The organism is Sulfitobacter sp. AS92, assembly GCF_038900015.1.
In the GTDB taxonomy this organism is placed as follows: domain Bacteria; phylum Pseudomonadota; class Alphaproteobacteria; order Rhodobacterales; family Rhodobacteraceae; genus Sulfitobacter.
Genome location: NZ_JBBMQL010000003.1, coordinates 60,145 through 72,944, shown reverse-complemented (window position 1 = coordinate 72,944; position 12,800 = coordinate 60,145). Strand labels below are relative to the sequence as shown.

Genomic DNA, 12,800 nt, shown 5'->3' with positions numbered 1-12,800 from the left:
TCCTCCTCAGGCGTCCAAGTTCTTGCCGACGATGCGCATCAGGAAGATGGCAATAATATTGGCGAGAATGATTGCATAGACACCGCCTGCCGATCCAAGGCCGATGTTCTGGCTTTCCAGCACCCGCTGGAAGATGAGATAGGTCAGTGTTTTGGTCCCAAAGGCACCGCCCGTGGTCACGAATATCTCCGCAAAGATCGACAAGAGAAAGATCGTCTGGATCAAGATCACCACGGTGATCGCGCGGCCCAGGTGCGGCAGGGTGATATAGGCGAAACGTTTGCTTGCGGGGGCGCCGTCCATCTCAGCTGCGTCAAGCTGCTCGCGGTCGAGCGACTGGATCGCGGTGAGCAGGATCAGCGTCGCAAAGGGCAGCCACTGCCATGACACGATGATAATGATCGACGTCAAAGAGGCTTGGCTCATCCATTGCACCGGGGTCGCCCCGAAGAATTCCCAAAGGTAGGCGAAAAGCCCGTAGTTCGGGTCCATGAACATGTTCTTCCACACCAGCGCCGAAACGGTCGGCATGACAAAGAAGGGCGCGATCACGAGGATGCGGACAAAGCCCTGCCCCCACATCGGCTGGTTCAGGAGAATGGCAAGCACAATGCCAAGGCAAACAGTAATCGCCAGCACACCGCCGACGATAATCAGCGTGGTCATCACCGAGGGCCAAAAGGCGCTCGAGGTGACGAAACGCACGTAGTTGTCGAACCCCACCCAGCCCAGATCACCGCCGCGCATCGGCAGGTATTTCTTGAACGAGAAATAGAGCGTCATAGAAAGCGGGATGAGCATCCATCCAAGAAGCAAGACCACCGCAGGGGCCATCATCAGGCGTGCCGCTGATCGGGAATGTTGGGTAGCCATCGGGCACATCTCCTCTGCTGGCGGCGGATGCCGCGTTTAGGTGAAGGGTATCATATTTTGTGGTGGGGCGAAAAAGGGCGGCGGTGGCCGCCGCCCTTTGTGCCGATAAAGCGGCGGCTTAGCGGTAGCCGGCGGCTTCCATTGCGTCGTTGGTCAGGGCTTGTGCCTTCTCAAGTGCCTCTTCGACGGTCTGTTGACCGGCATAGGCGGCAGAGAACTCTTGGCTCACGTCTGTCGCGATGCCTGCAAACTCTGGGATCGCGGCGAACTGAACACCGACATAAGGCGTCGGATCGACGGTGGAGTTCTCAGGATCAGCCGAAAGGATCGAGTCCAGTGTCATCTGTGCGAAGGGCACTTTCTGGTACTCGGGGTTCTCATAGAGAGACTTGCGCGCGCCGGGAGGGACGTTTGCCCAACCTTCGTTCTCGGCAACCAGCTCAATGTAGTCTTTCGACGTGGCCCATTCGATGAACTCTTTCGCGGCATCTTCTTTTTGAGTGCCCGCCGGGATCGCCAGCGCCCATGCCCAGAGCCAGTTGGAACGTTTGCCAAGGCCCGTGTCCGGTGCCAGCGCAAAACCAACCTTGTCGGCCACGGTGGACTCTTCACCGTTGGTCACGAAGGACGCCGCCACTGTGGCGTCGATCCACATGCCGCATTTGCCCTGCTGGAACATCGAGAGGTTCTCGTTGAAACCGTTGGAGGCATAGCCTGCTGGGCCGCTCTCATCCATCAGGTCTTTGTAGAAGTTGATCGTGTTGGCCCAAGCTTCGGTGTCGAACTGGGCGTTCCAGTCTTCGTCGAACCAGCGTGCGCCGAAGGAGTTGGACATCGCCGTGATCAGCGCGCCGCCCTCGCCCCAACCGGCTTTGCCGCGCAGGCAGATGCCGTTGATGTCGTTTTCACGATCGGTCATGGCAGCCGCGGCTTCGCGGATGAACTCCCAAGTCGGGTCTTTCGGCATTTCCATGCCGGCTTTTTCCATCAGATCCGTGCGGTACATGATCATGGAGCTTTCGCCATAGAAAGGTGCGGCGTAAAGCGTACCTTCGTGGCTCAGACCACCGGCCATGGCCGGCAGGATATCGTCTGCGTCATAGTCTTCGCTGAGGTCATCCAGCGGCACCAGCCAGCCGTTCGCACCCCAGATCGGCGTTTCATACATGCCGATGGTCATGATGTCGAAAGAGCCGCCCTTGGTCGAGATGTCGGTGGTGACGCGCTGGCGCAGCACGTTTTCTTCCAACGTGACCCACTCCACTTCGTGGCCGGTCTCTTCGGTAAATTTGTCGGTATAGCCCTGCATACGGATCATGTCGCCGTTGTTCACGGTGGCGATGGTGATCGTTTCGGCAAAAGCGCCGCCGCCCATGATCAGGGACATGGCTGTCGCGGCTTGCAATGATTTATTCGAGAACATCGATAGTTCCTCCCTCTATAGATGATGAAGCAAGACTAGCGATCCACATAACGCGCCGTCAACTTAAATTTTACGCGCGTTAATTATTTTTGAGGCAACTTGCGAACTCAAGGGGTTACGCAGAGGCCCGCATCACAAGTTTGCCCTCAAATAACGTCTCTTCGCGCTCAGCCAGCCGCGTTTCGCTTTCGATAATGCGGAACAGGGTGCTGGCCGCACGATTCGCGATGGCGCCATAATCCTGTGCGATGGTGGTCAGCGGCGGGCAGGTGTAGCGCGAGAACGGGTGGTCATCCTGCCCTGCGATCCGCATGACGCAATCCTTGCCGTGGCCAACCCGCAGACCCAGCTCATAAGCCGCCGACAGCATCCCGATGGCTAGACGGTCGTTCGAGCACAGTACTGTATCCGTCTCAAATGCACCGGTTGAGATCAGCTTCCCGCCCTCGGTCGCGCCGATCTCCTCGAAATTCCATCCCTCGCCTGGGACTTGATGAATATGCGGTGCAAAGCCGTGCCGCTCCATCGCCTCAAGATAAGCCTGACGGCGTTTATTGGCATTGGGGTTGCTGGGGGTCTTCATCTCGAAAAAGCAGGGCGGCTCGCCGCTGCGACACAGATATTCGACGATCAATTCGACACTTTGGAAGTTATCAGTCCCGACGAAAGCCTCGCAAACCCCTTCGACAGTCGCGTCAAATGTGACGACGGGCACGTCCCTACAGAAGCGCTCAATCGCCCCTCGGTCTGAGGCCTTGCCGAACGGCGCCAACAGCACGCCCGCAGGTTTCAGCGCCCGAAGCGAATCCAGATTGGCCCGTTCCTGCGCCGGGTTGCCGTGCGAACTGAGCAAGATCGGGCTATACCCTGCAGCCAGACAGGCCAGCTCCACCTCGCGGCCAATCTCGGAAAAGAACGGGTCGGCGAGGTTGGGCACGACAACGCCGATGTTGCGGGTTTTGCGGCGGTTTTGGTTCACGGCATAGACGTTGGGGCGATAATCATGCTGGCTCAGCGCCGTCTCGATCCGCTCTCGGGTAGAGCGGCGCACGCTGTCGGGATCGTTAAAGTATTTCGATAGGGTGGGCCGGGAAATGCCACTTACTGCGGCAAATTCCTCCATATTGCGGATCTTTTGCTGGCCCATTTTAACCCTCCCTTGACGAAACGCTGCGCGCGTAAACTAAAGTCAATATAGGGATAAGTTTGCTCAGCCAGCAAGAGCGTTGAATGCGGCAGGCCTTTCACAGCCCATGCATCCACTGTGAAAAAACCGCTCCTTGCCCCTGCCCCCGACGGGTTTAGCCAGACTTGCCAGACTGTGCCGCTGCCCGTGCAAGCGCTTCGATCCCGGCCCAATCCTGGGCGTCGATCAGGTTTTTCGGTGCCACCCAACTGCCCCCGGCGCAGAGCACATTTGGCAGGCTCAGGTAGCTTTCTACGTTCTCGGGGCTGACGCCGCCGGTCGGGCAGAAAGTGATCTGCGGCAGCGGGGCGCCAATGGCCTTGACCGCAGGTGCCCCGCCAGAAGCTTCGGCGGGAAAGAACTTCAGCATGTCATAGCCGCGCTCCAGCAGCCGCATCGCCTCGCTGGCGGTGGCAGCACCGGGCAGCAGCGGCAGGTCCTCTTCTTCACAGGCGGCGAGCAGCGCGTCGGTGGCACCGGGCGAGACGCCAAAGATCGCCCCTGCCCGTTTCGCCGCGCGCACATCTTCAGGAGTGATCAGCGTCCCCGCCCCCACATGCCCGCCCGTGACTTCGGCCATGGCCGCAATCGCGTCGAGTGCAGCAGGTGTGCGCAGGGTGACCTCTAAGGCGGGCAGCCCCCCGGCGACCAGCGCCTCGGCCAATGCGCGGGCGTGGGCCGCGTCTTCGATCACCAAAACGGGCACGATCGGGGCGAGTGCGCAGATTTCGCGGGTGCGACGGCTGGCGTCTTTTGCAGTAAGGGTCATGGATCAGCCTCCAAAAATGGTTGCGCCGGTGGTGGCGGAACCGACAGTGTTGCGGAACATTTCGAACAACTCGCGCCCCGTGCCTGCGTGATAGGCCGACAGGTCCGCCGTGACGTTGGGACGGTCTTCGAACCCATCGGCCAGCACGTCGAGCGTGCCCGCCACCGCGTCAACGCGCAGCAGATCACCGTCCCGCACCCGCGCGATGGGGCCGCCGTCGACCGCCTCAGGGCTGACATGGATCGCCGCAGGCACTTTGCCCGACGCGCCCGACATGCGCCCATCGGTGACCAGCGCCACCTTCTGCCCGCGACCTTGAAGGATTGACAGGAGCGGGGTCAGGCTGTGCAACTCAGGCATGCCATTGGCCTTTGGCCCTTGAAAGCGCACCACGACGATTACGTCGTCGGTAAGCTCGCCTGCCTTAAATGCCGCTTTGACTTCGTTTTGATCAGCAAAGACCCGCGCCGGGGCTTCGATGATATGGTGCTCGGGTGCCACGGCAGAGACTTTCATACAGGCCGTGCCCAAAGACCCGGCCATGCGCCGCAGCCCGCCCGTCGATTGGAAGGGATCGCTGGCAGGGCGGAGGATCTTCTCGTTGAGGCTTTCGCCTGCTCCCTTTTCCCAAACCAGACCGTCAGCCTTTAGCTTCGGCTCAGACGTGTAATGCTCCAACCCCTGCCCGGCGACGGTATGGGTGTCGGGGTGCAGATGGCCAGATTTCAGCAATTCGCCGATCATATAGCCCAAGCCGCCCGCCGCGTGGAAATGGTTCACGTCTGCCAGACCGTTGGGATAGACCCGTGCCAGCAGCGGCGTGATGTCGGAAATGTCCGAAAAATCCTCCCAATCCAGAATGATCCCCCCGGCCCGCGCCATAGCGATAAGGTGGATCAGCAGGTTGGTCGACCCCCCCGTTGCATTGAGCCCGACGATCCCATTCACGAACGCTTTTTCATCAAGGATCGAAGCCACGGGCGTGTAGTCATTGCCCAGAGCGCTCAGAGCCAGCGCACGTTTCGCCCCCTCTTGGGTCAGCGCATCGCGCAACATCCCGTTTGGCGGCACAAAGCTCGCTCCCGGCAGGTGCAGACCCATGAACTCCATCAGCATCTGGTTGGTGTTCGCGGTGCCGTAGAAGGTGCAGGTGCCCGGCCCGTGGTAAGCGGCCATCTCGGCAGCCATCAGCGCGTCCCGCCCAACTTCGCCTGCGGCAAACTGCTGGCGCACCTTGGCTTTTTCATCATTCGACAGCCCGCTCTCCATCGGCCCGGCGGGCAGGAAGACGGCAGGTAGATGGCCAAAGGCCTGCGCCGCGATCACCAGCCCCGGAACGATCTTGTCGCAGACCCCAAGGTAAACGGCAGCGTCAAAGGTGTTGTGGCTGAGTGCTACCGACGCCGCCAACGCAATCACATCGCGCGAGAAAAGCGACAGTTCCATCCCCGCCTCGCCTTGGGTCACCCCGTCGCACATCGCAGGCACACCGCCCGCTACCTGCGCGGTGCCGCCTGCGGAACGTACCGCGTCGCGGATCAAATCAGGGTAACGCTCAAACGGCTGGTGCGCCGAGAGCATGTCGTTGTAGGTGGTCACGATCCCGAGGTTGCCTGCGCTGGTGGTCGCCAGTCGGTCCTTGTCTTCGCCAGAGGCGGCATAGGCATGGGCCTGCCCGCTACAGGACAGATGCGCGCGGGCCGGTCCCTTGGCGCGGGCGGCTTCCATCCGATCCAGGTAGGGGCGGCGGGTCGCCTCACTGCGGGCGATTATACGGTCGGTTACACGGTCAATCGTTGAATGCAGGGTCATTGGTCGTCCTTTCTTGTGATCTCGCGCCAGCGACGGCCGTCGCGGTGCATCAGCATCAGCGCTTCTTCGGGGCCGGAGCTGGCAGGGTCATAGGGGTACGGAGGTTGCCGGGTCTCTTCCCAGCCGTGAATGATCGGATCGGCCCAGGCCCAAGCGGCCTCGACCTCGTCACCACGCATGAACAGCGTCTGATCGCCACGGATCACATCCATGATCAGCCGCTCATAGGCGTCTTGTGGCGTGGCCTCTTCGCCCAAGGCATCGGCAAAGGTCATATCCAGCGACACTTCGGCCAGACGCATGCCGCCGGGGCCGGGGTCTTTAATCGTGTTGCGCAGGGTGATGCCCTCATCCGGCTGCAGGCGGATAATCAGCGCATTGCCCTTATGCCCCTCCATCGCCGGAAAAATCATATGCGGCGGATCGCGGAAGATGACTGCAATCTCGGAGCTACGCCCGCGCAACTTCTTGCCCGTGCGCAGGTAGAAAGGCGTGCCCGCCCACCGCCAATTGGCGATTTTCACCTTCATCGCGATGAAGCTTTCAGTGCGGCTGTCGGGATCTCCTGCGTGGTCGCGGTAGCTGCCTTCGCCATTCGCCGAGCGGTACTGGCCGCGGGCGAGGTCTTTTTGCGCCACTGGCTCTAACGCCTCGATCACCTTCACCTTCTCGTCGCGCACCGCGTTGGGGTCGAACCGCGAAGGCGGCTCCATCGCCGTCAGACACAACAGCTGCATCAAATGGTTTTGTACCATATCACGCATCGCGCCCGAGCGGTCGTAATACTCGCCCCGCCCCTCAACACCGAGGCTTTCGGACACCGTGATCTGCACATGGTCAATATGGGTGGAGTTCCACAGCGGTTCCCACAGCGCATTGGCAAAGCGCAACGCCATGAGGTTCTGCACGGTCTCTTTGCCAAGGTAGTGGTCGATCCGGTAAATCTGGCTTTCGTCGAAATTCGCCCGCAGATCGGCGTTCAGCGCCTGCGCGGTCTCCAGATCATGACCAAAGGGCTTTTCGACAACGATGCGGCTTTCGCGGGTAGCGATCCCGTGATCGTGCAGCTTACCGCCAATCGTGCCAAAAAGCGATGGGGAGACCGAGAGGTAAAAGGCCCGTACAACATCATCGCGCATCAGGTCTTTCAGGTCCGCCCAACCCGCATCGCCCGCAGCATCGACGCGAACGTATTGCACCATACCGAGGAACTGCTCCAGCAGCGCGGTTTCTTTGGCCAGCGCGGGGGCAAACTCCAGCAGGCTATCACGGATCATGCTGCGAAAGGCTTCGGCATCAAACTCAGAGCGGGCCGCGCCGACGATCCGCGCCGCGTCGGGCATCTGGCCCACGGTAAAACGATGGAAAAGACCGGGCAGGATCTTGCGCCGGGCAAGGTCACCCGTGGCGCCAAAGATAACGAGGTCGAAAGGATCGACGGGGATAACGCGTGAAACCATTGGTCAGGCCTCCTGGCCGAGAGGATGCACTGAGGCACCGATTCTTGGATTGTCCAAAGCCATCGCCATTTTCCAAACCCCCTCCTTTGAGCGCTCACTGGTAGCGCTAACATATCTGAGCGAAAAAGATAGGTGCTTCATCAACATATCATATTTCCTCGACCCAAGGCGGGTTCGCACCGGCGCGCGAAACGGTCACAGCGGCGACCCGGGCGCCATAGGCCAAAGCCTCTGCCAGCACCTCAGGCGAGAGATTGGCCAGAGCGGATTTATGCAACTGCCCAAGCTCCGACATCTTCGCCAACACGCCTGCGTTGAACGTATCGCCCGCCCCCACCGTATCGACGATTTCCGCTTTTACGGCAGGAACTTGCACCTCTTCTCCATTTGCCAGATAGCCCATTGCCCCCTCGCCCCCACGGGTCAGGATGACCACCGATGGCCCTTTGGCCAACAACTCGGCCACCTTATCGCGGAGCGACAGGGGCGCGGGGTTGATCCAGTTCAGATCCTCATCCGACACCTTCACGATGTCCGACAAGGCCAGCATCCGGTCGAGCCTTTGACGGTAACGCTCGATATCCTTGATGAAACCGGGGCGGATGTTGGGGTCGATCATCACCGCGCGCCCTTCGGCGTTGCGCGCCAGCAGATCGGCATAGGCATCTGCCCCCGGCTCGCAGGCCAAGCTGATCCCGCCGAAATACAGCGCCGAAACCTCGCCCGAGAGCGTGGGCATATCCCCCGGCGTGATCATGCGACCTGCGGAGTTTTCGTCATAAAAATCATAGGTTGCATGGCCGCCCACCAGCCGAACAAAAGCGAGGGTCGTCGGGCGGTCGGATACGACAAGATGCGACACGTCGACATGGCTGGCCTTTAACCCATCAACCAATTGCCGCCCGAACATGTCCGACGATAGGCCCGAGAGCATCCCGACCTGCGCCCCCAACCGCCCCAAAGCGATTGCCGTGTTGAAAACCGCCCCGCCCGCATGGGGCACAAACCCTTCTGGTCCTGTGGTGGTGGGGGTTGGGATCATATCGATCAGGGCTTCTCCGCTACAAAGGATCATCTGTTAGCCTTTCAAAAATGCGTCGCGGTCGACGAGGAAACGGTCAGAAAGCGGCAGGCTCGCCGCACCAAGTGCGCGGGCGTCGCTGCCAACGGTGCCTTCGCGCAATTCAGGAAGGGTCACACCCGGGAGGGGCTGTGCTGCAAGGTGGCGACGGCAGCGCGCGACAATGTCCGCGCGCACTTTCACAGGGAGGGAGCCGTCGATCATCACCGTGTCGAAATCGATCAGGCAGGCGGTCATGCGGATCGCCTGTGCCAGCGCATCGGCTGCGCTGTCGAGCCACCGCTCCAGTATGTCGCCTGAGATGACCCAAGCTGCCGGGTCGCTCCAACTGGCGCGGCGGGTCTCTCCGGCCTGTTGCAACGCCGCCTCTAATGTCGCCAACGAGGCGACGTCGACCAATTGACGCGGCGCGCCTCCGGCCAGCGGCATGGAGCCCAGCGCCCCCGCATTGCCGGTTTTGCCAGTGTAGAGCTTGCTATCCAGCACCAGCCCGCCACCGACAAAATAGCCGATGTAGAAATATAGAAAATCGCGCGGTTTATCCTGCGTGCCAAAGACCAGCTCGGCCCCGCAGGCGGCGGAAGCGTCATTGCAGATGTAGATCGGCAGATCGACAACCTTGGCCAAAGCCGCGGCGATATCAAAATCACGCCATGCGCTCAGATCGCCGCTGGTCACTTCCCATTCCCACATACCAAAGGGCAGCGCGATGCCCATACCCGCGACGCGCGCCTGTTGATCGGCGGTCAACGAGGCAAGCGAGTTTTGCAGGGCAAGGGTTGCGAACCCCATGACGGCAGCAGGGGTCGGATGCTGATAAACCTCGCGGCTGTGGTGCGTCACTTGCCCTTCGAAGTCGGTCAGGATCAGTTCCACACTGCGCCGCCCGATCTTTAACCCCAGAAAGAACGCCCCCTCTGGATTGAGGCTAATCGGCACCGAAGGCTGCCCCACCCGGCCCCGCACCCGCGCGCCTTTTTTCAGAAGCCCATCCGCCTCAAGCGCCCGCATGATGACCGAAACAGTTTGCGCAGATAGGCCCGTCAGACGGGCGATCTCAGCCTTTGAGGTCGGGCCACTACGGCGGACAAGCGACAGAACAAGCCGTTCGTTATGCGCCCGCATCCCGCTTTGGTTTGAGCCGCGCGCGGTTCGGTCGGCGAATGTTTGGATGTGCTGCAAACTGGCCTCCCCTCCGGTTTCTGCGCTGCTTCGCTCGCACAAATCCCAAATGCACGTGGCTAAGTCAATAATTAAATCACTCTTATTTACTTATCGGAAGATTAACGCCGCGGGCGCTCTATATGGGCGCCTAAAGGCGATAGCAGACCTGACCGCCTCTTGGTGGACACAGGGGCATAGCGAAGCCTTGAACGGCCTACTGACTAAGGGTACCCGTTTGGCACCTCTAAAGAGAAACAGGGCGTAAGAGTGATGCAGGGCAACCGCTGGGGCGTGATCGCCATTCTTTTCGCCGCTGTGGTCTGGGGCACAACCGGCACGGCTGCTACCTTCGCACCCGATGTCAGCGCTGCCGCCATCGGGGCGGCGGCCATGGGGCTGGGCGGAATTGCACAGGCGCTCTGGGCCGGGCGGGGTATTTTGCAGCAACGCGCGCGGCTTTGGGATCAACGCCGCTTGCTGGTGATCGGTGCACTTGCTGTCGCGGTCTATCCTTTGGCCTTTTACGGCGCGATGCGGTTGGCGGCGGTGACGGTGGGCACGGTTATTACCATCGGCTCCGCACCGCTGCTGTCGGCGCTGATCGAATACGTGCTTGATGGCCGCCGCCTGACCCTAAGGTGGTCCCTCGGTGCGGTGGTGGGGTTGATTGGCATGGGGCTGATCTGCCTCGCTGAAGGGGCCGCGCATGATAGAGGAGCGGACGCCGCATCCGTCCCATTGGGCGTTCTTTTGGGGCTGGTCGGGGGGTTTACCTACGCGCTGTATTCGTGGAGCGCGCGGAAGATGATGTTGCAAGGAACAAGATCCTCGGTGGCCATGGGGGCCACTTTTGGACTGGGTGGGCTGATGCTCATGCCGGTTCTGCTTGTTTCAGGTGACGCTTTTCTCACCTCTTGGAGCAACGCTGCCGTGGGTCTCTACATGGCTGCCGTGCCGATGTTTCTGGGCTACATCAGTTTTGGCTACGGCCTTGCCCGGGTAGAGGCAAGCACGGCAACCGTCATAACCCTTTTTGAGCCTGTGGTGGCCGCGGTACTGGCCGTGCTGATTGTCGCAGAGCGCCTGCCCCCGCTTGGCTGGGTCGGGGTGGCACTGGTCATCGGCTGCCTTGCAATCATCACCCTCCCCCTGCCCGCAAGGCTTCGCCGCGGTGCGCATGCTCAGCCGCCGGGCGTGGGTTGAGGGGTAAGAACGCGCCTTTGGTTTATTCGCGCCAATAGCCGTTCGATGGTCACTGCCAGTTTCATTTGGCTCTGGGATCGCAGGGCAAACAGCCACACGCCTGCGTTCTCACGCCAGCTTGGCATTTTTCTGACGTTCGACTGGGCGGGCCATGAACGCTGACTGCCTTAGGGAGTCGCGTCGTTTAAGTCCCTTTTTGCAACATATCATCGCGCAGTGGCACGGTTTGGCGCTCAATCATCCGATGCACTTCGGGCGGTGCCTCGCCGCGATGGAGCCGACTGATCTGATCCGATAGCTCCGCATCTGCATTGGTCCGCCGCTCGTTGTGACGGACGTATTCACCCCACGTGGGCACATGATAGCTCTCGCTCCAATGCTCTGGTCGGTGCAGATCGCGCAGCAGCGCCCATTGCTGCGCGCCATCGCGGATGCGCACCCGCCGCCGCAGGCTCATCGCGGTTAGAAATTCCGGCACATCCGACTGCGCGATCTCATAATCTACCATGACCATCACCGGCCCGCTGCGATAGCTAAGATCAAACCGCGTGTCGGGTTCTTTGAAACGGTTGAGGGGGTCAAGGTCGAGCCCGCTGAACTCAGGCAAAGGCAGCCGCAGGCCGATCATCGCACCGATCAGCAGCATTACGCTGGCCCCGGCAAGCGCGGTTTCCGGCCCGCCCCGGTCGGCGACAATCCCCCAGATCAAACTGCCTGCCGCCATGCCCCCGAAAGTGCCTGTCTGGTAAAGTGCGATCACCCGGCCCACGACCCATCGCGGCGTTGAAAGCTGGATCGTCACGTTGAACATTGACAGCGACAGCACCCAACACGCCCCAGCGAGCATCAGCGCGGCACCCGATAAAACAGGCTGCGCGCTGACTGCCAGCACGGCACAGCTGAGGGCGAAGCCAACGAAACCGCCACGCGCGATCATCTCATTGCGAAACCGCGCCCGCAGCCCTGCGTTTGCCAGAGCGCCAAACACCGCCCCCATGCCGAAACACCCCAGCATGATGCCATAGACGAAGGCCGTTGCCTGAAGCGTCTCACGCACCACAACCGGCAGCAGCGCCAGCAGGGCAATGGCCGACAGCCCGAACCAAAAGCCGCGCAGGATAACCCGCATCAGATTGGGCGACATCGCGACATAGCGCAGCCCGGCGGAAAAGGCGCTGCCCATCGGCTCACGCGGCAAATGCGTATCACGCAGCGGCGCTTTCCAGCGCAGCAGGGCAAGGATGATCGCCACATAACTCAGCGCATTGACGGCAAAGGCCGCCGCCGCGCCCGCAATCGCAACAATCGCTCCGCCTGCCGCCGGCCCGATGCTGCGCATCAGGTTGAATCCCATAGAGTTGAGCGACACCGCCGAGGGCAGCTCTTCTCGAGAGACAATATCGCCCATGGTCGCCTGCCAAGACGGGTTATGCAGCGCCGTGCCGCAGCCGATGGAAAAGGTAAAGGCCAAGAGCAACCAAGGTGTAAGCCAGCCCTCAAATGCCATGAAGGTCAGCAGGATCGAGACGCCGAACATAAAGCTTTGCGCGATCAACATGACCCGGCGGCGGTCGAAATTATCGGCAAAGACACCCGCCAGCAACGAGAAGATCATGATCGGCAAAGCGACAGAGCCTTGCACCAGCGCCACCATATTCTGCGAGTCCGACAGCGAGGTCATAAGCCACGCAGCACCCACCGCCTGCACCAGCCCGCCAAAGTTCGACGCCAGCGCGGCGATCCACAAAGATCGGAAGGTCTGGTTGCGGAAAAGGATCAGGGGCGAAATACGGTCGGGCAAAGCTGAAGGCCTCGTGTAACTGTCCTTA

At 60.9% G+C, this 12,800-nt stretch carries 10 protein-coding genes; 1 reads left to right on the top strand and 9 read right to left on the bottom strand.

What is annotated here, in order from left to right:
* Positions 1-6 precede the first annotated feature (6 nt).
* The 8 genes from WNY61_RS06500 to WNY61_RS06465 all read right to left on the bottom strand — a co-directional run bounded on the left by WNY61_RS06500 (position 7) and on the right by WNY61_RS06465 (position 9,729).
* Positions 7-873 carry a sugar ABC transporter permease gene (locus WNY61_RS06500; protein ID WP_342850656.1) on the bottom strand — a complete coding sequence of 289 codons (867 nt, stop codon included), beginning with the start codon at positions 871-873 and terminating at the stop codon, positions 7-9.
* 118 nt (positions 874-991) lie between these two features.
* Entirely contained in the window at positions 992-2,296 is a 1,305-nt protein-coding gene (locus WNY61_RS06495) for a sugar ABC transporter substrate-binding protein (protein ID WP_342850655.1), read from the bottom strand.
* A 115-nt stretch (positions 2,297-2,411) separates the two neighbouring features.
* The gene (locus tag WNY61_RS06490; RefSeq protein ID WP_342850654.1) at positions 2,412-3,443 is read right to left on the bottom strand and encodes a LacI family DNA-binding transcriptional regulator; all 1,032 of its coding nucleotides are present in this window, start codon (positions 3,441-3,443) and stop codon (positions 2,412-2,414) included.
* 154 nt (positions 3,444-3,597) lie between these two features.
* Entirely contained in the window at positions 3,598-4,251 is a 654-nt protein-coding gene (gene eda, locus WNY61_RS06485; RefSeq protein ID WP_342850653.1) for a bifunctional 4-hydroxy-2-oxoglutarate aldolase/2-dehydro-3-deoxy-phosphogluconate aldolase, read from the bottom strand.
* Positions 4,252-4,254: 3 nt separating this feature from the next.
* Positions 4,255-6,063 carry a phosphogluconate dehydratase gene (edd, locus tag WNY61_RS06480; RefSeq protein WP_342850652.1) on the bottom strand — a complete coding sequence of 603 codons (1,809 nt, stop codon included), beginning with the start codon at positions 6,061-6,063 and terminating at the stop codon, positions 4,255-4,257.
* Positions 6,060-7,523 (bottom strand): glucose-6-phosphate dehydrogenase, encoded by a 1,464-nt coding sequence (gene zwf / locus WNY61_RS06475; protein WP_342850651.1) that lies wholly within the window; start codon positions 7,521-7,523, stop codon positions 6,060-6,062. Before zwf ends, edd begins: the two co-directional genes overlap by 4 nt.
* Before the next feature lie 148 nt (positions 7,524-7,671).
* On the bottom strand, positions 7,672-8,598 hold the full coding sequence (locus tag WNY61_RS06470) for a carbohydrate kinase (protein ID WP_342850649.1): 927 nt from the start codon (positions 8,596-8,598) through the stop codon (positions 7,672-7,674).
* Between the two features lie 3 nt (positions 8,599-8,601).
* Complete coding sequence (locus WNY61_RS06465) at positions 8,602-9,729, bottom strand: ROK family transcriptional regulator (RefSeq protein WP_342851103.1); 1,128 nt, start codon at positions 9,727-9,729, stop codon at positions 8,602-8,604.
* Between the two features lie 309 nt (positions 9,730-10,038).
* On the opposite strand from WNY61_RS06465, the gene WNY61_RS06460 reads away from it, so the two are divergent.
* Complete coding sequence (locus WNY61_RS06460) at positions 10,039-10,971, top strand: EamA family transporter (RefSeq protein WP_342850648.1); 933 nt, start codon at positions 10,039-10,041, stop codon at positions 10,969-10,971.
* Between the two features lie 184 nt (positions 10,972-11,155).
* Here WNY61_RS06460 and WNY61_RS06455 read toward each other — a convergent pair whose 3' ends face one another.
* A complete protein-coding gene (locus WNY61_RS06455) occupies positions 11,156-12,772 on the bottom strand; it encodes an MFS transporter (RefSeq protein ID WP_342850647.1) in 1,617 nt (538 codons plus the stop codon).
* Positions 12,773-12,800 lie beyond the last annotated feature (28 nt).

What these genes read in the sequence shown, in the direction of transcription:
- WNY61_RS06500 (WP_342850656.1), bottom strand. Translation starts at nt 873, where the DNA reads ATGGCTACCCAACATTCCCGATCAGCGGCACGCCTGATGATGGCCCCT.
- WNY61_RS06495 (WP_342850655.1), bottom strand. Translation starts at nt 2,296, where the DNA reads ATGTTCTCGAATAAATCATTGCAAGCCGCGACAGCCATGTCCCTGATC.
- WNY61_RS06490 (WP_342850654.1), bottom strand. Translation starts at nt 3,443, where the DNA reads ATGGGCCAGCAAAAGATCCGCAATATGGAGGAATTTGCCGCAGTAAGT.
- eda (WP_342850653.1), bottom strand. Translation starts at nt 4,251, where the DNA reads ATGACCCTTACTGCAAAAGACGCCAGCCGTCGCACCCGCGAAATCTGC.
- edd (WP_342850652.1), bottom strand. Translation starts at nt 6,063, where the DNA reads ATGACCCTGCATTCAACGATTGACCGTGTAACCGACCGTATAATCGCC.
- zwf (WP_342850651.1), bottom strand. Translation starts at nt 7,523, where the DNA reads ATGGTTTCACGCGTTATCCCCGTCGATCCTTTCGACCTCGTTATCTTT.
- WNY61_RS06470 (WP_342850649.1), bottom strand. Translation starts at nt 8,598, where the DNA reads ATGATCCTTTGTAGCGGAGAAGCCCTGATCGATATGATCCCAACCCCC.
- WNY61_RS06465 (WP_342851103.1), bottom strand. Translation starts at nt 9,729, where the DNA reads ATGCGGGCGCATAACGAACGGCTTGTTCTGTCGCTTGTCCGCCGTAGT.
- WNY61_RS06460 (WP_342850648.1), top strand. Translation starts at nt 10,039, where the DNA reads ATGCAGGGCAACCGCTGGGGCGTGATCGCCATTCTTTTCGCCGCTGTG.